The organism is Luminiphilus sp. nBUS_16 (assembly GCF_051201645.1).
Classification (GTDB): Bacteria; Pseudomonadota; Gammaproteobacteria; order Pseudomonadales; family Halieaceae; genus Luminiphilus.
In genome coordinates this window covers 45,930-66,592 of the sequence record NZ_CP179205.1, presented here as the reverse complement: position 1 = coordinate 66,592, position 20,663 = coordinate 45,930, and the positions used below count along the sequence as shown (strand labels likewise).

At 54.1% G+C, this 20,663-nt stretch carries 18 protein-coding genes; 5 read left to right on the top strand and 13 right to left on the bottom strand.

The genetic code is table 11. The features are described from left to right. The first annotated feature begins 244 nt into the window (after positions 1-244). On the top strand, positions 245-2,494 hold the full coding sequence (locus ACMAY6_RS00300) for a tetratricopeptide repeat protein (RefSeq protein WP_435213434.1): 2,250 nt from the start codon (positions 245-247) through the stop codon (positions 2,492-2,494). A gap of 5 nt (positions 2,495-2,499) precedes the next feature. On the opposite strand, the gene ACMAY6_RS00295 is transcribed toward ACMAY6_RS00300, so the two are convergent. The 4 genes from ACMAY6_RS00295 to ACMAY6_RS00280 all read right to left on the bottom strand — a co-directional run bounded on the left by ACMAY6_RS00295 (position 2,500) and on the right by ACMAY6_RS00280 (position 6,406). Continuing rightward, on the bottom strand, positions 2,500-3,078 hold the full coding sequence (locus ACMAY6_RS00295; protein WP_435213432.1) for a YceI family protein: 579 nt from the start codon (positions 3,076-3,078) through the stop codon (positions 2,500-2,502). A gap of 39 nt (positions 3,079-3,117) precedes the next feature. Continuing rightward, on the bottom strand, positions 3,118-5,007 hold the full coding sequence (gene parE / locus ACMAY6_RS00290; protein ID WP_435213430.1) for a DNA topoisomerase IV subunit B: 1,890 nt from the start codon (positions 5,005-5,007) through the stop codon (positions 3,118-3,120). Between the two features lie 108 nt (positions 5,008-5,115). Beyond that, on the bottom strand, positions 5,116-5,943 hold the full coding sequence (locus tag ACMAY6_RS00285; protein WP_435213429.1) for a metallophosphoesterase: 828 nt from the start codon (positions 5,941-5,943) through the stop codon (positions 5,116-5,118). Continuing rightward, a complete protein-coding gene (locus ACMAY6_RS00280; protein WP_435213427.1) occupies positions 5,936-6,406 on the bottom strand; it encodes a DUF1249 domain-containing protein in 471 nt (156 codons plus the stop codon). Before ACMAY6_RS00280 ends, ACMAY6_RS00285 begins: the two co-directional genes overlap by 8 nt. A 173-nt stretch (positions 6,407-6,579) precedes the next feature. Between ACMAY6_RS00280 and ACMAY6_RS00275 the strand changes: the two genes are divergently transcribed. Beyond that, positions 6,580-8,052: a TolC family outer membrane protein gene (locus tag ACMAY6_RS00275; protein ID WP_435213425.1), complete on the top strand. Its 1,473-nt coding sequence runs from the start codon at positions 6,580-6,582 to the stop codon at positions 8,050-8,052. Positions 8,053-8,104: 52 nt separating this feature from the next. Here ACMAY6_RS00275 and ACMAY6_RS00270 read toward each other — a convergent pair whose 3' ends face one another. Then, the gene (locus ACMAY6_RS00270; protein ID WP_435213423.1) at positions 8,105-8,347 is read right to left on the bottom strand and encodes a hypothetical protein; all 243 of its coding nucleotides are present in this window, start codon (positions 8,345-8,347) and stop codon (positions 8,105-8,107) included. A gap of 87 nt (positions 8,348-8,434) precedes the next feature. On the opposite strand from ACMAY6_RS00270, the gene ACMAY6_RS00265 reads away from it, so the two are divergent. Continuing rightward, positions 8,435-9,043 carry a class I SAM-dependent methyltransferase gene (locus ACMAY6_RS00265; RefSeq protein WP_435213422.1) on the top strand — a complete coding sequence of 203 codons (609 nt, stop codon included), beginning with the start codon at positions 8,435-8,437 and terminating at the stop codon, positions 9,041-9,043. A 1-nt stretch (position 9,044) separates the two neighbouring features. On the opposite strand, the gene ACMAY6_RS00260 is transcribed toward ACMAY6_RS00265, so the two are convergent. Genes ACMAY6_RS00260 through ACMAY6_RS00250 form a run of 3 tightly spaced genes read right to left on the bottom strand, consistent with a single transcriptional unit; the run spans position 9,045 to position 12,258 of the window. Then, positions 9,045-10,112, bottom strand: a complete 1,068-nt coding sequence (locus ACMAY6_RS00260) for a prenyltransferase (protein ID WP_435213420.1) — start codon at positions 10,110-10,112, stop codon at positions 9,045-9,047. Next, positions 10,109-10,828 (bottom strand): class I SAM-dependent methyltransferase, encoded by a 720-nt coding sequence (locus ACMAY6_RS00255; protein WP_435213418.1) that lies wholly within the window; start codon positions 10,826-10,828, stop codon positions 10,109-10,111. The genes ACMAY6_RS00260 and ACMAY6_RS00255 overlap by 4 nt, the downstream gene beginning before the upstream one ends. Further along, a complete protein-coding gene (locus ACMAY6_RS00250; protein WP_435213417.1) occupies positions 10,822-12,258 on the bottom strand; it encodes a glycosyltransferase family 4 protein in 1,437 nt (478 codons plus the stop codon). Before ACMAY6_RS00250 ends, ACMAY6_RS00255 begins: the two co-directional genes overlap by 7 nt. Positions 12,259-12,483: 225 nt before the next feature. Here ACMAY6_RS00250 and rfbA point away from each other — a divergent pair, with 225 nt between their 5' ends. Both rfbA and rfbC read left to right on the top strand, forming a co-directional pair. Continuing rightward, entirely contained in the window at positions 12,484-13,404 is a 921-nt protein-coding gene (rfbA, locus tag ACMAY6_RS00245; RefSeq protein ID WP_435216071.1) for a glucose-1-phosphate thymidylyltransferase RfbA, read from the top strand. After that, positions 13,394-13,945, top strand: coding sequence for a dTDP-4-dehydrorhamnose 3,5-epimerase (gene rfbC, locus ACMAY6_RS00240; RefSeq protein WP_435213415.1), 552 nt, complete (start codon positions 13,394-13,396; stop codon positions 13,943-13,945). The genes rfbA and rfbC overlap by 11 nt, the downstream gene beginning before the upstream one ends. 45 nt (positions 13,946-13,990) lie before the next feature. Here rfbC and rfbB read toward each other — a convergent pair whose 3' ends face one another. The 5 genes from rfbB to glnE are packed head-to-tail and all read right to left on the bottom strand — an operon-like array spanning position 13,991 to position 20,662. Then, complete coding sequence (gene rfbB, locus ACMAY6_RS00235) at positions 13,991-15,055, bottom strand: dTDP-glucose 4,6-dehydratase (protein ID WP_435213413.1); 1,065 nt, start codon at positions 15,053-15,055, stop codon at positions 13,991-13,993. Further along, positions 15,052-15,972, bottom strand: coding sequence for a dTDP-4-dehydrorhamnose reductase (gene rfbD / locus ACMAY6_RS00230; protein WP_435213411.1), 921 nt, complete (start codon positions 15,970-15,972; stop codon positions 15,052-15,054). The genes rfbB and rfbD overlap by 4 nt, the downstream gene beginning before the upstream one ends. Then, entirely contained in the window at positions 15,972-16,799 is an 828-nt protein-coding gene (locus tag ACMAY6_RS00225; protein WP_435213409.1) for an alpha/beta hydrolase, read from the bottom strand. The genes rfbD and ACMAY6_RS00225 overlap by 1 nt, the downstream gene beginning before the upstream one ends. Positions 16,800-16,838: 39 nt before the next feature. Beyond that, on the bottom strand, positions 16,839-17,768 hold the full coding sequence (locus ACMAY6_RS00220) for a branched-chain amino acid transaminase (protein WP_435213408.1): 930 nt from the start codon (positions 17,766-17,768) through the stop codon (positions 16,839-16,841). A gap of 11 nt (positions 17,769-17,779) precedes the next feature. After that, positions 17,780-20,662, bottom strand: a complete 2,883-nt coding sequence (gene glnE, locus ACMAY6_RS00215) for a bifunctional [glutamate--ammonia ligase]-adenylyl-L-tyrosine phosphorylase/[glutamate--ammonia-ligase] adenylyltransferase (RefSeq protein ID WP_435213406.1) — start codon at positions 20,660-20,662, stop codon at positions 17,780-17,782. Position 20,663: the final 1 nt, after the last annotated feature.

Sequence of the window (20,663 nt, the reverse complement as noted above, 5' to 3'; positions counted from 1 at the left end):
GCCGCTCCCAAGGACACCTGGCCACAGACCGGGCATAACCTACCGGTTCAGCAATGACGAGATTTGCGTGCTGCGCCAAATTGACGCGATTTAAGCTGCATGCCGAGGTTAAAGCTCGGCTAAACTTAAGGTGGTTGGCGCAGCATTATTTGGGCTCGGAGAAAAGCAGCAGGAAAGCGCTGCAGCTTCCCACCACCTCCTAAATAGCCGCGCCACCAAACCTAACATTTTTAATGAGGCGTACATGGTCCGCACGATCAGCCAAAAACTACTGTCTTTTGCCACCGTTACCACCCTTATAGGCGCGACCCTGTGCTCGGCGATGTCTCTGGCCAGCACTGACTATGTAGGAACAGCGACCTGTGCCGGGTGCCACGAGCAGCCTTTCGCCGATTGGCAGGGCTCCCACCATGATCTGGCCATGCAGGCAGTAACGGAAAAAACCGTGCTCGGAAACTTTAATGACGCCACGTTCACCTATGCGGGCACAACCTCCACCTTTTATCGCAAAGATGATGCTTTTTGGGTGCGCACCGACAACGCGGCCGGGAAACTCGAAGACTTTCGCGTTGCTTGGGTCTTTGGCGTGTTCCCCTTGCAGCAATACTTGCTGCCCATCGGTGACGGCAAACTGCAGGCCTTAACCATTGCCTGGGATGCCCGTACAGAATCTGAAGGTGGACAGCGGTGGTACCACCTCTATCCCGATGACGCGATTAAGGCCGGGGACCCCTTACATTGGACGGGTCCCTACCAAAACTGGAATACACGGTGCGCCGAGTGCCATAGCACCAACGTGAAGAAGCAGTACAACGCTACAGAGCGCAGTTTCGCGACGACTTGGGACGCCGATAACGTCGGCTGCGAAGGCTGCCATGGACCCGGCGCTCAGCACGTTGCCTTGGCAAAAGAAAAAACCACCGCGCAAGCACCCCACGGCGGCTTTGAAATGTCCCTCGCAGCGAAGGGCCAGTGGGCTTGGGCGGAGAACGCCAGTATTGCCCACCGCAGCAGCCCACTGACTGACAACATTCAAATTGACAACTGTGCCCGCTGCCACGCACGCCGCAGTACCCTGGGGGACTACCACTACGGTGCCGACCTGCTCGACACCCACCGGCTATCGCTTATTGAGGAGCCACTTTATTGGCCCGATGGCCAAATTCGCGATGAGGTGTACGTGTACGGATCATTTGTACAAAGCAAAATGCATCAAGCGGGAGTCGTCTGTACCAACTGCCACAACCCCCACAGCAACACCCCAATTGCCGAAGGTAATGGGCTATGCGCGCAATGCCATATGCCCGCCACCTATGACACACCCCAACACCACCGACACGCGGCGAATAGCACGGGTGCCCAATGCGTTGAATGCCACATGCCTGCACAACTTTACATGGGCGTCGATTCACGCCGGGATCACAGCATGCGCGTTCCCCGGCCCGATTTGTCATTAATGACCGGCAGCCCCAATGCCTGCACCCAGTGCCACACAGACCAATCAAACTCCTGGGCTCTCGATAGCCTTCGTGATTGGGGCATTAAATTTGATAGCCCGCGGCGTCACCCAGCAATGGCTTTGCGCAGCGCTCATGGGCAGGATATTCGCAGTATGCCGGCGTTAAAACAGATTATTGATGACCCATCAGCCACACCGATATTGCGCGCGTCTGCGCTGGTGCAGTACGGCGGCTTGGCACCACCCGATCTATCTCAGACTGCTGGCATGCTGCTAGCCTCTAAAAACACGCTGCTGCGCAGTAGCGCTGTGCGGGCCAGCGCGCCCCTGCCACCAACACAGCGTTACCTCATGTTGCGCACGCTCATTAATGATCCTGTTCAAGGTGTCCGGATGGCTGTTGCAGAGCAACTTGCCACTACACCGCTGCAGGAATTAAGACCTCAAGATTTACCACCTCTACTCGCACTCTTTGACGAATATGAGAGCGTTTTGACCGAACATGCCGATATGCCCTCATCACAACTTCAACTCGCCAATTACTGGTTTGCTCGAGGAGACATCGGTCGCGCTGAAGCATCGCTGCGAGAAGCCCTGCGGCTCAACCCACAGCTTGATCCGGCTCGGGTTAATTTAGCCGATGTTCTGCGCACCCAAGGGCGGGAGGACGAGGCGCGGGCGCTTCTAAAGCAAGGTATTGCGACATCCCTGGCACCGGGCGCACTCCATCACTCGTTAGGTCTTTTAGAATTTCGCGAGGGTAACAGCGCAACCGCTATCACCGAATTGGCCAAAGCTGCTGAACTCGAATCCGAAGGCTCGCGCCACCGCTATGTGTATGCCATTGCGCTTCATGACACCGGACAACCTGCACAGGCATTCACTTTGCTGGAACAGCTCAACCAGGACCAGCCGGGTAACCCAGAAGTACTCTCAGCGCTAATCAGCTACGCAGGGGAAGTTGGCAATGTGACCAAACAGGGGCGCTATCAAGGTCAACTGCAAGGAGTTTTGCAAAGCGCCGGGGTGCGTTGAGCGACTTACTTTTTAACCAGTTTCAGATCGACACTGACGGGCACCACAGCGGCGATGGCCTCCAGACCCGCGATTTTTTGCAACGCTGCAACGCCTCCCTCTAAGCCAAAATCAGCGGCCGATATTAAAATAGGCCGCACGGTGCTAACCCAAGCGCGACCTCCCACCGAAACAATACGCAAATGCGCCTCTGCGGTGCTCTCAACACCGTGAAGTGACAGCGTAAAAGGCTTAACAAGTTCTAAAGGTGCCCCCGATTCAACCTGAGCAAGCTCTTGCCTATCGAGCTGCGCAGTTACGACAGCTTCGGGATATTGCGTGATCTCGAAAAACAAATCGCGCATACGCTGGTTACGAATATCAACCTGGGTCTCGACGGTGCTGAGATCAATGCTGACCTTCAACTGCCCCTTTTTGTTGAGGCTACCGGTAACGCCTGAAAAATAATTATTTTCAGCAATGGCATTATTTTTAATCGATACATAACCCACCTTAGATGCCGCGGTAAGCCGCCAATCTGCAAGGGTCGCCTGGGTAACAAGCAGTAATGAAACACAGGTAAGTGATCGAATCCAAACTGGCATAGGTATCTCCTCAGGTGCCGACTATTGGGCAATAGTGGCTTATCCGGCGATGTCGGCCAAGTCGCCCTTCGACTCCAGCCAAGTTTTTCTGTCGCCTGATCGTTTCTTGGCCAGCAGCATATCAAAAGTGCCGTGGGTATCGGCATCGGCATCGAGCACCAGCTGCACCAAACGTCGAGTGTCAGGGTCCATCGTCGTCTCACGCAGCTGTCCTGGGTTCATCTCTCCCAACCCCTTAAACCGCTGAACGTTCGGTTTGGCACGCTTATTTTCTGCCGCCAAACGTTCGAGTATGCCGTTGCGCTCAGCGTCGTCGAGTGCGTAGTACACCTCTTTACCAACGTCGATTCGATAAAGTGGCGGCATAGCGACATAAACATGTCCCGCCCGGACCAGCGGCTGGAAGTGCCGTAAAAATAGTGCGCAGATCAGGGTCGCAATGTGCAGACCGTCAGAATCTGCGTCAGCCAGAATGCAGACCTTGTGATAACGCAACCCCGACAGATCATCACTAGCCGGATCAATCCCTAGAGCTACTGAGATATTGTGAACTTCAGCGGAAGCAAGAATTTCTTGAGCGTCGACTTCCCAGGTGTTCAAAATTTTACCCCGCAAGGGCAAGATCGCCTGAAACTCGCGATTGCGGGCCTGCTTGGCGGAGCCACCTGCAGAATCGCCCTCGACTAAAAACAACTCACCGTAGGCAGGGTCTTCCGAGGTGCAGTCTGCTAGCTTGCCCGGCAGCGCAGGGCCAGAGGTCACCTTTTTGCGCACCACTTTTTTGGCAGACCGCAAGCGCGCTTGCGCGCGGTTAATGCACAGCTCTGCTAGCAACTCCGCCTCATCGGTGTGCTGATTTAACCATAGGCTAAAGGCATCTTTGGCCACGCCAGAAACAAAGCCAGCGGCCTCACGAGAGGACAAACGCTCTTTCGTCTGCCCAGAAAACTGCGGATCCTGAAGCTTTGACGACAGTACAAAACAACAGCGATCCCAAATATCCTCTGCGGTGAGCTTTACTCCCCGAGGCAGAAGGCTGCGCAGCTCACAAAACTCGCGCAAAGCCTCAAGTAAGCCCGAGCGCAAGCCATTAACGTGCGTGCCCCCTTGAGCTGTGGGTATTAAATTGACATAGGACTCAGCAACAACATCGCCACCTTCGGGTAGCCACTGAATAGCCCAATCAACGGCCTCTGTCTCACCGCTAAAATGATACGTAAAGGGCTTTTCGGGAATGACGGGATAGTCGATGGTCGCATCCATCAGATAATCAGAAATACCATCTTCATAGAACCATTCGCTGCGCTCATTTTTTTTCTCATCGAGCAGCGTGACCCGAAGACCCGGACAAAGCACCGCCTTGGCACGCAGAACATGAATTAAGCGGGGCATGGAAAAGTTGGGGGAATCAAAATACTGCGGGTCAGGGTCAAACCGAATTTGAGTCCCGGTGTTGCGTTTGCCGCAGGTCCCGGCCACGGCAAGATCTTCTACTTTTTCGCCACCCTCAAAAGCCATGGTGTAGATGTTGCCATCGCGCTTGATCGTAATATCGAGCCTTTTTGAGAGCGCGTTGACCACCGAAACGCCGACGCCATGGAGGCCTCCACTGAATTGATAGTTTTTGTCTGAAAATTTACCGCCCGCATGTAGGGTCGATAAAATAACTTCGACTCCGGGCAGTTTTTGAACCGGGTGCAAGTCGACCGGCATACCCCGGCCATTATCTTGGATGCTAATACCTCCATTGCTGTGCAGCACAACATCGACTTGGTCAGCATGACCGGCCAGAGCCTCATCTACCGAGTTGTCGATCACCTCTTGAGCAAGGTGGTTGGGCCGCAGGGTGTCGGTATACATACCGGGACGTTTGCGCACGGGTTCTAACCCGGTGAGGACCTCAATTGCATCAGCGTTGTACTGGCTCATTGGCGTAGTGTCATTCTCTGTCAGTAGCGATCAATAGTCAGGTCAATTATCGTGACCCATGATTCGGCTGTGGCGAGTCCGGCACCCACCTCGCCGAGTGCCTTGAGCTTAAAGGTAACCACCCGAGTCCAGATCAACCGGAAACTCCCGGTCTGTGACCCGCTCCACACCGGTTTCCACCTCACCCGAGGGTGCTAGTCGCAACCAACGGTATCCCGGTGCTTGGTTGTCTACCTTAAAATTCACTTGATTGGGCGCAAATTGAATGCAGGTCGAAGGCGTCGTCAGATAGCGTATCCCGGTGCTTTGCTGATCACTCTCTTGATGCACATGTCCCGCAATGACCACAACCTGTTGCCGACAACGCTGTACCTCAAGTTCAAAGGCGGCACTGTTTGCGACGCGCTGGGGATCTAGCCAATCACAACCCACCGGGTGTAACGGGTGATGCAACGCCACTAACAAGTGTTTGCCCTCTTGGTTAGCACGGTCTACCGCCTGTGATAACGCGTCGAGCTCACTCGCCGACAGGTATCCACCCACGGCATCCGCCTGCTGTGAATCTAACATCACAATCAGCCAGTGCGGGTTTGTAATCGTGCGAATGAAATGCTCACGGCCCACCTCAGACTCGTCACAGTCATCGTGGTTTCCCGGTAACCAAAAGCTTGGGGCAGGAACAACATCAAGTGCTCGAGCTAAGCGCTGATAAGCATCACTTGCACCATCCCCAGCGATATCACCTGTAATCAACAAACCATCCGGTGCCGCGGTGTTAGCCACAACGAGTTCAAGAACAGCGGCGAGAGAGTCGTCGGTATCTACATTGAGTAAGCGACCGCCCTCTGCCGCCATTAGATGGGCATCGGTTACCTGAACCAGCGTGAGGGTGCCGCTGTTGCTCAGCAGGCAATCACCGCGTAATGGACTATTCATGGCCAGAAGGTACCCATGAACTGAACTCATTCGTCAGGCGGCCTTCAGCCAGACAAAGCTCAAGTATTTCGGCCAAATACCGATTCTGTTGCACCTTCTCATCCCGTTGGTACATGTTGGGATTGGGATAATCGTAACGACCCTCCAAGTGTCGATGCCGCTGAAAAGCCACTATTTCGGCCATACTCGCATCGTGGTACAGCCTGAGGTCTAAGTTCATCGCCGGTAAGCCTTGCTGGCCCCGTTGCGTTACTCGAAACAGGGTCGTGTAACGGGTACGCTCGACAACATCAAAGACCAGTGTTAAATGATTTGCGGTGATTTCGACCGAGTTGTTGGTCTCGTAGCCCGGAAAGACCCGTAACAAACGCAAATAGTTGGTCTCACACAAACTGTGCAAGTCACCAATATCTACGCTGTAGCGCGACCTTCTGTTGCGGGTACGACCCGTTTGTTCCTTCATTGGTTTACCTCTAACCGATATCCGCAGTGTAGCAATAGCTGAGGCCCAGCGCAGGATAGAAACGACAACGGATTGTTTTGGATCTGTCGTATCAGGTTAAAAGTTCACCTTCACCGGGCTGCGTCGAGTGTTAGACTATGGCCCGCGAAACCGCGCTCACTTAAGGAGTTTCCATGACACCCCTGTTTATCCGCCGCACCCTGCTGGGGCTAGCCGTGGCGGTCTTGATGCCCATAAGCTCACAGAGCTACAGCGATACATTGCTCGATATCTATGAACTGGCGCTGCAAAACGATGCTCAGCTGCGCGCGCAGGAAGCTCAGTACCTTGCGAATTTGGAAACAGAAAATCTGGCCTTGTCAGCACTTCTACCCCAAGTAAGCGCCGGCTACAGTATTACAGGCAACGTGAACGAGACCGTAAGCCCGCAAATCGTGGGCTTCGACGCCGACCCCAGCTCTGGGCAGACCGTTCCTATTATCGCCGATGGCTTTAACAAAAGAGACACCGAAACCGAGGGGTGGAATGTCGCCCTTGCTCAGCCCCTGTTTGATCTCTCTGCCTGGTACAACTTGCAGTCAGGCCAGGAGTTCAGCAAACAAGCCGAGGCGGAATTTGCCGCCGCAACGCAAAATTTGATTGTACGCACCGTCGATGCTTACTTGGCCGTACTGCGAGCTCAAGATAATTTAGCGGCTGCCTCAGCCGCTGAACGCGCCTTTTCGCGACAACTGGAACAAACTCAGCAACGTTTTGAGGTTGGCCTCATTGCCATCACTGACGTCTATGAGGCGGAGGCAGCGCGAGACTTAGCCGAGGTTCAACGCATTGTTGAAGAAAACAATGTCGACGTGGCCAAAGAGCGACTGTCCATTTTGACCGGGCAAACACACGGTGACCTTTTTCGTCTCAGTGAAGATTTTGAGGCACAGCCCCCGGCGCCTGCAGATCGTGCGGCTTGGGTAAAGTTTGCCTTGGACAATAACTACGATCTAGCAGCAGCACGTTATGCCGAAGAGTCAGCAAGGCAAGGGGCTAAAGCGAGCGCTATGGGGCATGCTCCAACAGTGACGGCGAGTTACCAGTACTCGGACACAGACACCGATGGCAGCCAGATCTCTGAACCGCGACAATTATTCCAAATACAGCCCGACTCGCAAGATACTCGGGAGGTTTGGGAAGTCCGCTTAAACGTGCCCATTTTCCAAGGTGGACGCCTGCATGCCCAACGGCGACAGTCGGCACAACAGCATATTGCTGCGAAGGAAAGCCGCGTTAACCTTGAGCGCACGACGATCACGAATGCACGCTCACTGCATATGACGGTGAAGTCTGATGCCGCACGAGTCAGAGCGCGTAAGCAGTCGATCCGCTCGGCGCAAAGCGCACTGGATGCCACCGAAGCGGGCTATGACGTTGGAACACGCAACATTGTTGACGTGCTGAACGCGCAAAACCTGCTCTACACCTCTTTGCGAGACTACGCCAACGCACGCTACGACTATGTCGTGAACCTGCTTAGGCTCAAGGAGAACTCGGGCACGCTATCACCCGACGACGTGGCGCGGCTTGATGCAGCCCTGATTCCACCGCCGGCAGCATCGGCTGCGGGCACTCAAAATGAGACCGACAGTACGACACCCTGATTAACCAGATCAGGATTCCCTAAGCTCATCATCTCCGGGTTTCATACAGCACCTAGAGACTACCTGCTGAGTGCTTTCGGGCATTCAGTGGCGCTTTTCTTGGCAACATCAAACGGGTGGTAATGGTGATACAAATCGCCGTTGCAACTGCCGACACAACAATCTTCACAATGGCCACAAAAAATGGATGTGGAATACCCGCAGGCATAGCAAAGGTGGGGCGGGCATTCTCAAGGCACCGAGCCGCTTTCGCCCAAAGACGCGAGGCCCCTTCCAGAATTCGCAGATAGTCCAAACCACACTCTTCGCCTGCAGGCACCTCAAAAATAACCCACTCCCTCCGGTATACTGAGCGCAGACTTGGCGCGATTTGGAGCAACTCATGGCCACCCCTCCTGGGACTAATGTCCGCGGCTTTCTCACCGATGACGAGGGCGAATTATTATCTGCCCTGGCTTGCGAGGCTGGGCGCCTTGGGCCCGTCCTCGAAATAGGCAGTTGGTGCGGGCGCTCCACAATCTGGCTGGCACAAGGGGCTAAATTAGCCGGCACCGTCGTGCTTGCGCTTGATCACCATCGCGGCTCAGAAGAACACCAACCCGGTGAAATGTTTTTCGATGCCGACCTTGTCGACGGTGAGGGTCGTGTTGATACCCTGCGTGAGTTCCGCCGCAACATTGCCCAAGCTGGCGTTGAAGATATCGTCATTCCGATTGTTGCCGGCACGCAACAGGCAAAAACCATCTTGCCGCACACACTAGGCATGGCCTTTATTGACGGTGGTCATAGTCTTGACGCCGCATTAACCGACTGGCGCAGCGTAGGGCATCGCGTGCTACCCGGGGGGATTCTGGCCATCCACGATGTGTTTCCCGATGCCAGTACTGGAGGTCAGGCACCCTTCACCATTTGGCGACTCGCCATTGATTCTGGGCTTTACGAAGCCTGTGGTGCTGTTGACTCATTGAGAGCGCTGCGCAGACTTGCCTAAGTTAATCTCGAGCAGCGCTGACTGACAGTGGTTGGGGAGGTTCGCACACTTCGAGGAACAAGGTGGCGGCCGGTGTATGGTGGGTGAGTGCATCGGCAGCGAGCATGATAGCTCCGGCAGTCCAAGTAGGCTTCTCATCGGGCCACAGCACCTTCTCGACAAATTGATAGCCCGTCCACCAAGCACCGTCACCGTCGCGCCACTGGGTCAGCCAAGAAAATAGCTCTGCCGCCCGATTACGATCCCCCGCAGCCAATAGCGCCAACGTCAGCTCACAAGATTCGGCCACCGTTACCCAGGGTTCTTGGGTTTCGCAGCGGCAACCCATACCGGTCTCAACAAATTCGTTCCAGCGTGCATCGAGACGATCGATAGCCGCTGACCCCTGCACCCAGCCCGTAATGATTGGGTAAAACCAGTCCATCGCATAACGCGACTTGGAGGCCCACGTCCTATCAAATCGGTCGGGGCGCGAGCGCAAGGCTACTCCTAAGGCCGCCCGAGCTTCGATCCATTCATTGCGCTGGACGCCTAGGGTTGCGGCAATATGCCCCGCACACTCAAGGCTCTTGTAAATAGAGCTGCAACCCGTGATCAGAGCATCGCCCATGGGAGCCCCACTCGCATCAACCGCCCAATCAATTTCCCCGGCCTCGCCCTGCAATTTCAGTACAAAACCCATGGCGGCATCGATAACGGGGAAAAACTCTTGCAAAAAAACCAAGTCACCCGTGATGAGATAATGGTGCCAAACACCTGTGGCAACATAAGCCACATAGTTGGATTCCCGACGATCGGGATTGTCAGGCTCACCCTCGCGGTAACTGCGCCACCAACTGCCATCATCCAACTGCGTGTCCGCAAGCCAGCGATAAGCGCGCACAGCCGCCGCAAATTCCCCAGCGATTGATAACCCCATGGCCGCTTCGGTGTGATCCCAAGGATCAGAGTGTCCCCCCTCAAACCAAGGAATCTCTCCCCAAGGGCGCTGAGTGCGCAGCAGAAAATCAACCGTAGGTTGCAAAAATTCACGGGGATAGAGACCACGACTTAAGTACAGGCCACTCACGGACTGACACCTCGAGGCTTGTTGAAATACATCACCACGCTTTTCCCCATCCAGGGATTACAAAGCTTGTCGATCCATCGTGTTAAAGCGGGCTGCTCCATAAGGTCCCAGACCAAAAAGCGATGATAAGCCGCCACCCAAGGGTGCTCCTCGCCCTCCTGCCATAACAAGCAACGCAACCACCAATATGGAACGTGTAAGGCGTGAGCGCCATGCTGGCGATAATATTTAAGGCCATGACGGTAAATTTCTTGCCGCAGAAAGCCTGCATTAAAAATACGAATATGGCCGCCGGGTGTATTGTAATACTCCTTACTCAACCACCAGCAAAACCGCTCTGGCCATGCCCTGGGCACGCTCACACATAAATTTCCCCCGGGCTTTAATACCCGGTTTAACTCTCCAATCACGGCGATGAAGTTGGGAATATGCTCCAAAACTTCACTGCAAATCACATGGTCGAAGTGGTTATCGGGAAACGGTAAAGCCGTCGCATCACCCTGAAGAAATTCTATTTCACCCTCGGGACCATAGGCCTCCATATCGGCAATGCGGCCGCGGGCTGTTTCCAGATCGGCCAAGCCTAGGTCAACACCTACAGCCGTCACGCCCGACTTTAAATAGGCGGCTAGCGTGTGCCGACCCTCACCACAGCCGACGTCGAGAAGCGTCTGTCCCGAGCCTAGGGCGAGGGTTTGAAAATCTACGGTTAACACGCGAGGACATCCCCCTGCACAGGCAGAACCTCTGCGGGTTGCAAAAAATCGTTCCCAGAGTGCCCCGCCATAGCCCCTCGGTAGTAGTGCACCAAGCGTGCCGCACAAACATCCCAGCTGAATTCGTTGACACCACGTTTACGAGCACGTTCCCCTAATGCCGTCCTAGCCGCGGGATCATCTAGTAGAGCTTCGATTGCAGTAGCAAGGGCCTCAGAGTCTCCTGCAGGGACCACCACTCCACCCTCTCCAGCCACTTCGGGCAGAGCCCCCCCATCACTCACGATCAGAGGAATGCCGCAGGCCATAGCCTCAACCGCCGGCAAACCAAACCCTTCGTAAAGGGAAGGTACAACCGCTAACGTACTTTCGGCATACAACTCAACAATGGTGGCATGGTCTACACCGCTCACCCAGCGAATATGGGAATCTAAGTTCAGCTGAGCTACCAGCTGCTCTGTTGCGCCCCCCACTCGAGGCTTGCCGACCAATACCAGATTGAGCTCCCGGCCTTTTTTTTGGAGGGCCGCAGCCGCACGCAACAAAACTTGTAGCCCCTTATGTGGCGTATCGGCAGACGCCGTTGCCATAATTTGTGCGGGTTTTCGTTCGATATGAGGCATGGGCCTAAATAAGTCAGCCTCGACGCCGTTGTACATCACCGCAATCGTAGCGGGATCAACGCCAAAGTCAGCAATAATATCGGTGCGCGATGCCTTTGAAACGGTCACGATGTAATTTAATTGACGGGCAACAGCGGTTTGCATTGTCAGAAAATCGTGCCAGCGCCGGATCATCAACCGACGCGTCCAACGCGGTTCTGCGGCCAACGCTAATTTGCGGTCCCGAGTAATCGGATGATGAATCGTGGTGACCAGCGGGATACCCGCTTTCTGAATATCCAATATGCCGTCTGACAGCGTTTGATTGTCGTGAACAACATCGAACTCGTCAGCGTGTGCCAGCAACCAATCTCGGGCCCGCTCGCCAAAGGTCCAGGGCTCGATAAAGCCACCGGTTAACTTGCTCAACCATTCGGTCCGCGCCAAAGAATCTTTGAACAGCTGGCCAATGCTTACCGACTTCAAGCCGTGGGCGTACAAATCTAGGCTGGGTAATTTTTGCAGCTGTACTTCAACATCGAGGTCAGGATAGGGCGGACCCGAGATCACGGTGACCGTGTGCCCAAGCTTCACCAATGCACGGCTCAGATATTTAAGATAGACCCCCTGCCCGCCGGAGAATGGTGCTGAACGATATCCCAGCAGCGCAATTTTCAGCGGCCCTGAGGACAAAGACCCAGCATGAACAGACGTAGAAGGAGCCTCTCCGACATTTTGAGCAGATGCGTTAATGAGGCAATCCCCGTTAAAAAATCGCGATTGTACCGCTTTTGGCAGTAAGAGTGCCCATAAATTTGAGGCCAACAAGACTCACAAGCCTGCCCGTTTGGACACCCCTATCTAACCCGTACAGAGCGTTGCCTCGGCGGCAGCGCAACACCAAATTTACCAACTGACGCTAGCACAGAAGGGCGGTGACTGTTCCCCAGCTTTGCTTAGCCGGTGACCGAGTAAATACGAGCCTTAACTGAGTAGCAATCGGGAAACCTGACAAAGTCTGAGGAAGGGTTTATCGTGGCCCACCAGCGACTCATGATGCGATCACACATGGACAATACGGCTTATAAGGGAATCATACTTGCGGGAGGATCCGGCACACGGCTGCACCCGCTAACCAGCACCGTCAGCAAACAACTGATGCCGATCTATGACAAACCCATGATCTATTATCCCTTGGCCACTCTAATGCTAGCGGGAATTCGGGATATTCTGATTATTACTACGCCCCGGGATCAGTCGGCTTTTGCTGACCTTTTGGGAAACGGGGAGCGTTGGGGACTTAACATAAGCTACACCGAACAACCGAGCCCCGATGGCCTTGCTCAGGCCTTTATTTTGGGGGCAGACTTTATAGGCAATGCGCCCACTGCCCTGGTGCTGGGAGACAATATTTTTTACGGGGGTGGCTTAACGGAAAAATTGTGCCTCGCTGCGCAGCGTAAAATCGGCGCCTCGGTTTTCGCCTATTACGTCAATGATCCCGAGCGGTACGGGGTAGTGGAATTCGATCAATCAGGCCAAGCAATCAGTATTGAAGAAAAACCCCAGGTAGCCAGATCGAACTATGCTGTCACCGGTCTTTATTTTTATGACAACGACGTCGTCAATATTGCGCGCAATATTAAGCCATCACCCAGAGGCGAATTGGAAATAACCGATGTTAATCGCACGTATCTGGAACAGGGAAACCTTGCAGTTGAGGTCATGTCCCGAGGTACCGCATGGCTAGATACGGGAACTCACAACTCACTGCTCGATGCGGCCAACTTTATTCGCGTTGTCGAAGAACGGCAGGGGCTTAAAATCGCCTGCCCTGAAGAAATTGCTTATCGTATGGGCTATATCAACGCCGATCAGCTTCTGGCCCTTGCTAAGCCCCTCGCTAAGAGCGGTTATGGCGTCTATCTTGAAGGTTTACTGCGCGACACAAGGATTGATTCGGATGGATGTTGAAGCGACACCGCTATCCGGAGTTATGCTCATTAAACCTAAGGTCTTTGGTGACGATCGAGGGTTTTTCCTTGAGAGCTGGAATCGCAGCGCCTTCGCTGAAGCCGGCATACCCTTTGATTTTGTGCAGGACAACCACTCCCGCTCACGACAAGGCATACTCCGCGGCTTACACTTTCAGACCCAGCAGCCCCAAGGCAAATTAGTGCGAGTGGTCAACGGGTCGGTTTACGATGTTACTGTTGACCTGCGCGCCAACTCCGCAACCTTCGGTCAATGGTTTGGCTGCCTGCTAAGTGCCGAAAATAAAACTCAACTCTGGGTGCCCCCAGGCTTTGCTCATGGTTTCTATGTGGTGTCTGAATCGGCTGATTTTCTTTACAAATGCACCGACTATTACCATCCAGAGAGCGAAATTAGTCTTGCTTGGGACGACGCCAACATCGACGTTGAATGGCCGCTGGTCAACGGGGAAAGTCCGGAGCTGTCAGCAAAGGACGCCAATGCCCTGAGTTGGTCTGAAGTTCCCAAGTTTGATCTTTAGTCCCTAGCACGCTGCACCGCTTTGACTTTCCCCCAGCAAGGTGTATCAGGCGCGTTGTAGCAGGGGTCGCCACCAGTCTTCGTTGTCTAAATACCAATCAAGCGTTTTTGCGATACCCGTTTCAAAAGTTTCGCTGGGCACAAAGCCTAATTCTTTCTCAATCTTGTTTGCGTCAATAGCATAGCGCCAGTCATGGCCTGCACGATCATCGACGAACTGAATCAGCCCCCGTGACTCTCGATTCGCTGCAGGGGACTTTGGAAAACGCGCGGCTAGGCTTGGCTCAGACGCAAAACGCGCATCAAGGTGATCACACAGAAGCTCGACAATCGCAAGATTTGCCCACTCGTTGTTACCACCAATATTGTAGGTTTCTCCCGGTTTACCCGAATCAATCACCCGATCGATGCCGCGGGCATGATCCACAACGTAAAGCCAGTCTCGAATATTCGTACCATCGCCGTAAACAGGCAGCGAGCGGCCGTCTAAGATATTGGTGAGACACAGCGGGATCAATTTTTCAGGAAAATGGAAAGGACCGTAGTTGTTAGAGCAATTGCTGGTCGTCACTTCCAACCCGTAGGTGTGGTGGTAAGCCCTAACCAAGTGATCGCTTCCCGCCTTGCTGGCAGAGTACGGTGAATTGGGCTCATAGCGCAGGTGTTCGGTAAAGGCTGGAGCATCACTGCTTAGTGACCCAAATACTTCGTCGGTGGACACGTGATGAAAACGATGGGGGCGACCCGTTCCGGCAAGCCAATGGGCCCTGCCCGCTGCCAATAAGGTATGGGTGCCCACCAGGTTGGTTTGAATAAAAGCATCGGGACCCGTAATCGAGCGATCTACGTGACTCTCGGCGGCAAAGTGGACCAAAGTATCGATGTCGTAGTTGGCCAGAGTCTGACTCACACACTCACTGTCGCAAATATCGCCCTGTACAAAGTGCAGTTGCCCCGCCGCCTCAAGGGGCGCCAGGCTGGCTCGATTACCGGCATAAGTCAGGGCATCGTAAGCCACTACGGTATCGTTGGGGTGCGCCTGAACCCAGTGATAAACAAAGTTAGCGCCGATAAACCCCGCGGCTCCGGTGACCATTAAAGATCGCGTCATGGCGGCTGCTTCTCATGTTGCTGTTCGTGTTTCTTTTCGTGTTGCTGTCCGTATTGTCGCAGGTCGACAAGCATGTCACGTAACTGACCTGTCCAGTGGTGGGTCGGCTCAGCCAAAAGGGCCCGCGTCTGGGCTTTATCCAACACACTGTACCCCGGCCGCTGGGCCGGGGTCGGATACTGCGATGCGGGTATCGGCAACAGGGTTGCCGCTTGGCGCAGCAGGCCCAATTCAAGCGCAATTTCACGAATAGCCACGGCAAAGTCATACCAGCTGCAAGCCCCAGCGTCACTCCAGTGGTAAATACCTGAGACGTCGCCATGGTCGGCTAAGCCCCAACACGTCAATGCCAGTCCTCGGGCCCAAGTCGGGGTGCCAACCTGATCTTCTACCACCGAAAGCTGCTCAAGTTCTGCCATCAGGCGTAGCATGGTTTTTACAAAATTACCGCCGTAACGCGAGTACACCCAACCTGTTCTCAAAATTACCGAGCTGCCACCGGCTGCCATTACCGCATGCTCACCCTCTAACTTGCTGCGACCGTAAACACCCAGTGGGTTTGGCTCAGCATCAGGGGCATAAGGACGACCTTGGGTGCCGTCGAAAACAAAATCTGTAGAGACGTGTAACAACCGAATATTGCGCTCTCGACACTGCAGCGCAAGAACTTCGGGCCCTATGGCATTAACACGATGTGCCAACTCCGGCTCTGACTCCGCAGCGTCGACGGCGGTAAAAGCCGCTGCATTAATCACCCAGGCAGGCTCAGTATCATCCAGCGCTTTTGCCACCTGATCAGGATCGGCGATGTCTAACATCGATCGCGTCATAGGGATGGCTTGCCACTGCTCGGGGCAGGTCAACACTAACTCTTGGCCCAGTTGTCCTCCCGCGCCACAGACCAGAGCCTTTGACATCAAGGCAAGCGGGCCTCTATCCAATCGGCATACTGGCCAATAATTTCTTCGCCTTCGGGCTCGTTAAAAATCTCATGATAGAGACCGGGCAAAACCTTGAGGGTTAAATCAGTAGCCTCAACTTTAGCTGCGAAGGTCTCGGAGCCTATGGGCGCGGCTAGCGTATCAGCGCCGCCGTGCATAATGAGCATCGGTAAGGTAATCGAGCCCGCCTCTGTCATAACGCGATCCATGGCGTCAAAAAGGGCAATGCCCAAGCCCGCAGTCACCTTCCCATGGTTGACTAGTGGATCGGCTTCGTAGGCGGCCACTACCTCCGCGTCACGACTAACCCCGGAGCCATCAAGGGCCAACATACCCGCGCGGGGCATGAGCTTTGCGAGCAAGCGTCCAATCCACATAACCGGAGCCGGCGGCACCTCCGACGCCGCAAAAGCGGGGCCACTCAATAACGCACCGCGGTATTGGCCTTGGTCCTCAAGCAGAAGCCGGCCCGTGATAAGCCCCCCCATGCTGTGACCCAGAACAAAACAAGGCAACTCGGGATAGTTGTGCGCCAGCACCTGACGGCAATCTCGAACTCCCGCTAAATAGTCATCAAAGTGGTTTACAAACACACGGTGCCCGGGTGACTCGCCGTGGCCTAGATGATCGGGGGCCACAACGGCAAAACCCCGAGCAGTGAGGGCAGCTGCGACCGCTTGATAACGCCCGCTGTGTTCACCCAGTCCATGAATTAACAAAACGGTAGCACGAGGCTCCACCACAGGCTGCCAGTGTCGATAACGAATACCCGAGGGCAGTGTTTCAAAATGTGCCTGTGCCATAACCAACCTTCTATTAAGCGGTGCCTGACGAAGGGATCGTCAATCAGTAACGGGGGTTATCCAATCACGATATCGAGCCTGCTCACCGCGAACCGTTTGAAAATAAATGCTCTGAAGCTTTTCGGTAATGGGGCCGCGGCCACCCGCACCGATCTGGCGGTTATCAAGCTCCCTCACGGGCACCACTTCTGCTGCGGTACCGGTAAAAAACGCCTCATCACAGATATAAACTTCATCCCGTGTAATACGTCTTTCGCGAACTTCATACCCTTCATCTCGGGCTATTTTAAAAATGGCATCGCGAGTGATGCCCTCAAGACAAGACGTCAGGTCCGGGGTGTAGATAACGCCATCGCGCACCATAAAGAAGTTTTCACCACTCCCCTCAGCAACGTAACCCTCGTTATCGAGCATCAGTGCCTCCTCGCAGCCACTATCAATGGCCTCGCGTAAGGCTAAGATCGAGTTGATGTAGTTGCCGTTGGCCTTGGCTTTACACATCGTAATGTTAACGTGATGCCGGGTGTAGCTTGATGTACGCACAGCAATACCACGGTCTCGTGCCTCAGGGTCCATATAGGAAGGCCAGGGCCAAGCTGCAATCATGACATGGGTTTTTAGATTGTCAGCTCGCAATCCCATACCCTCTGACCCTAAAAAGCACATCGGGCGCAAATAACCTTCCTCGAGGCCGTTAACCCGAACCACCTCTCGTTGGGCCGCGTTTAAAGCGTCTTTGTCCCAAGGCATATTCATTTGCAGAATTTTTGCAGAGCGAAACAGCCGATCGGTGTGCTCTTTTAATCGAAATATGCAAGTGCCATGATCGGGTGTGCTGTAGGCACGGACGCCTTCAAAAACACCAACGCCGTAGTGAAAGGTGTGGGTCAAAACATGCACCTTTGCCTCCTGCCAGGGCACGAGTTCACCGTCGAGCCAAATTTTTCCGCTCAGTTTAGACAGGTCCATGTTATTTCCTCTTAACCATTAGCTACATCAATTTCGAGTGCAGGCAGGCCGGGTAAAACCCCATCCCTGATCTGAGTCACCGCAACAAGTTGTTGCATAAATTTTGAACGTTTACCCACCAAGTCTACATCTTCAAGAACGGCACGATGTACCTCGGCCCGATACACCAAATACGCAGCACGCAGTGTGTCGGCATCTTGCGCTGACAGCAAGTCATGATCAGCGAGAGCGTTAAGCAAATTAACAACATCGGTGGCCTGTGCCAGGTCGGGGTGGGTGGCAGCGTGTTGGAGCACCAGAAATTGCACCACAAATTCAATATCAACAATGCCGCCAGGATCGCGCTTTATATCAAACTCATCGGGGCCCGCTTCAAGGCGGCTTTCAGCACCCTCAAACATCCGCAGACGCATGGTAACCACCGCATCACGCAGCTCATGATCAGGTCTGACCTTGCGCAATATTTCCAGTCGCAACGCCTCGAGCTGATGACACAACTCTGCCGAACCTGCTACTGGCCGAGCTCGCACTAGAGCCTGATGTTCCCAGGTCCATGCCGATTCGTGCTGATATTTTCGAAAGCTGCCGAAAGTCACACAAGGCAATCCCGAGCCGCCATCCGGACGCAGGCGCAGGTCGACCTCATAAAGCCGACCCTGAGCAACGTTAGTCGAAAGGACGTGCACCACACGCTGAGCAAGACGCGTAAAAAACCGCGTATTCTCAATAATTTTTGGGCCCGACGTCGTGCCTCGTCCACCGTCATAAACAAAGACGAGATCAAGATCAGACCCATACCCCAATTCTATGCCACCCAACTTGCCATAACCCATGACCGCAAACCCAGCCTCATCCCCCTGAGGTTCTCCGTGCCGAGTTACCAGTTCTGCTCGAGCAACTTGAATCGCTTGAGTCACCATAACTTCAGCAAGGAAGGTGAGATTATCGCTGGCCACCATGACTGGCAGCGAACCATTAAGTTCGCTGGCTGCTACCCTCAGAACCACCGCATCTTTAATACCCGCCATCGCATGCATCTGTTGCTCTAGATCATCCTCAGGCACTCGCAGCAGTTGATCCTGCACCAATGCACCCATTTCGCTGCGGTTGGGTGCTCGATAAAGTCGATCTTCGTGGAGGAGCTCTTCGACCAGCTCCGGGCGTTGAGCGAGCTTGCGCGCAATCCACGGACTTGCCACATTGAGCGAGACAAGCTGCTCTAATGCCTGCGGGTGCTCGGTCATCATCACAAGGTAAGCGCTACGTCGCAGCACAGCACTGACGAAAGGTAAGGTTCGGGTAACGGCAAGGTCAGCGTTGTCGGTCTTGGCTGAAACGGAGATCAACTGGGGTAAGAACGCTTCGAGACGATGCCGGCTTTCTGATTGCGCCGCCTGAACGCGACCACCGCTCATAAAAGTCTCCACGGCCGCCCAAGTCGCACTAGCATCACGGTACCCCAAGGCCGCCAGAGCTTCGGGACATAAATCGGCATACTGCACGCCAACCGAAGCTGCAATTTCCGACGACGGGTCACCGGGAAGGGTCACCAAACTCTGGAAGTACTCAGAAACGCGCTGCCGCACAGCCTCGCAGCTTGTGATCATGGCCGCCCAATCGGAATAACCCATCAACAGGGCTACCTGCGCCTGTGAAATGGGATCGCCAGGTAACTCTTGCGTCTGGGTATCACAGAGACCCTGAAGAATGTTTTCGAGACGCCTCAAAAAGCGATAGGCATCAATCAACCCCTGTCGATCTTCGACACTAATAAAATCGAGCTCTGCAAGGCATTGATAAGCCAATTCCAAAGGTCGAACTTGCAATTCAGGATGCCGCCCGCCGTGAATGAGCTGTTTACACTGAACAATAAATTCTATTTCTCGAATACCGCCATAACCGCGCTTGATGTTGGTTTGCAAATTGCTCCGCAGGGTTTCGGCAGCAATCATTTCCCGCATCTCTCTCAGCGCATGCAAAGCGCCGTAATCGGTATAGCGGCGATAAACAAAGGCACGCTTTAACTCTTCAAAAGGCTTTTTATTTTCAACCGACCCGGTGATCGCTCGGGCCTTGATCATGGCGTAACGCTCCCAGTCGCGACCATGTTGCTGGTAATAAACTTCTAGAGCGTTGTAATTTACGACCAGTGGGCCGCTGCTACCAAAGGGGCGTAGGCGCATGTCTACGCGAAACACAAAACCATCTACCGTTTTAGCGTCTAGCAATTTAATGACGAGCTGACCGACCCGTATAAAGAACTCCTGATTACTGAGCGTTCTTTTGCCGCCCTGAGTTTCACCCGCTTCCGGATAGGCATAAATGAGGTCAATATCTGAAGACAGGTTGAGCTCACCACCACCGAGCTTCCCCATACCCAAAACCACCAGCTCTTGAGCTTCCCCTGACCACTCCCCTACCGGGAGCCCAAATCGTCGTGATAGTTTCGCCGTAGCCCAGTCCACCGAAAACTGAATCGTAATATCGGCCAACCGAGTCAAAGCTTGGAAGGTTTCACTTAATGCGGCGCGACCGGATAATTCGCAGGCCACAATGCTTAACATTTGCCGATTACGAAATATTCGTAAGGCCGACATAACGGCGTCTTCACTGCTGTTGTCGAGGACTAGCTGCTTGAGCGCGACTTTCCAGGCTTCGGCATCGAGATCGCAGCACTGAAATAATCGCCCGGCTTCCAACTCGCCCACCGCCCAATCGCGGTGACGAATAAATTGATCTCTAAAAAAATTACTGGTTGCCAGAAGCCGGTCAAAGTCTGCAGCGACAGTGGAAGCGTCCAGCGCGTGCTGCAAGCGGGTCAAAATTTCCGGTTCCAACTGGTCGGTAAAAACCCCCCAACTTTTCGCGAGTCCAGCCTCTAGGGACTGCGGCATA

What these genes read in the sequence shown, in the direction of transcription:
- rfbA (WP_435216071.1), top strand. Translation starts at nt 12,484, where the DNA reads ATGATGCGATCACACATGGACAATACGGCTTATAAGGGAATCATACTT.
- ACMAY6_RS00265 (WP_435213422.1), top strand. Translation starts at nt 8,435, where the DNA reads ATGGCCACCCCTCCTGGGACTAATGTCCGCGGCTTTCTCACCGATGAC.
- glnE (WP_435213406.1), bottom strand. Translation starts at nt 20,662, where the DNA reads ATGCCGCAGTCCCTAGAGGCTGGACTCGCGAAAAGTTGGGGGGTTTTT.
- ACMAY6_RS00295 (WP_435213432.1), bottom strand. Translation starts at nt 3,078, where the DNA reads ATGCCAGTTTGGATTCGATCACTTACCTGTGTTTCATTACTGCTTGTT.
- parE (WP_435213430.1), bottom strand. Translation starts at nt 5,007, where the DNA reads ATGAGCCAGTACAACGCTGATGCAATTGAGGTCCTCACCGGGTTAGAA.
- rfbB (WP_435213413.1), bottom strand. Translation starts at nt 15,055, where the DNA reads ATGACGCGATCTTTAATGGTCACCGGAGCCGCGGGGTTTATCGGCGCT.
- ACMAY6_RS00300 (WP_435213434.1), top strand. Translation starts at nt 245, where the DNA reads ATGGTCCGCACGATCAGCCAAAAACTACTGTCTTTTGCCACCGTTACC.
- rfbD (WP_435213411.1), bottom strand. Translation starts at nt 15,972, where the DNA reads ATGTCAAAGGCTCTGGTCTGTGGCGCGGGAGGACAACTGGGCCAAGAG.
- ACMAY6_RS00225 (WP_435213409.1), bottom strand. Translation starts at nt 16,799, where the DNA reads ATGGCACAGGCACATTTTGAAACACTGCCCTCGGGTATTCGTTATCGA.
- ACMAY6_RS00220 (WP_435213408.1), bottom strand. Translation starts at nt 17,768, where the DNA reads ATGGACCTGTCTAAACTGAGCGGAAAAATTTGGCTCGACGGTGAACTC.
- ACMAY6_RS00285 (WP_435213429.1), bottom strand. Translation starts at nt 5,943, where the DNA reads ATGAATAGTCCATTACGCGGTGATTGCCTGCTGAGCAACAGCGGCACC.
- rfbC (WP_435213415.1), top strand. Translation starts at nt 13,394, where the DNA reads ATGGATGTTGAAGCGACACCGCTATCCGGAGTTATGCTCATTAAACCT.
- ACMAY6_RS00280 (WP_435213427.1), bottom strand. Translation starts at nt 6,406, where the DNA reads ATGAAGGAACAAACGGGTCGTACCCGCAACAGAAGGTCGCGCTACAGC.
- ACMAY6_RS00275 (WP_435213425.1), top strand. Translation starts at nt 6,580, where the DNA reads ATGACACCCCTGTTTATCCGCCGCACCCTGCTGGGGCTAGCCGTGGCG.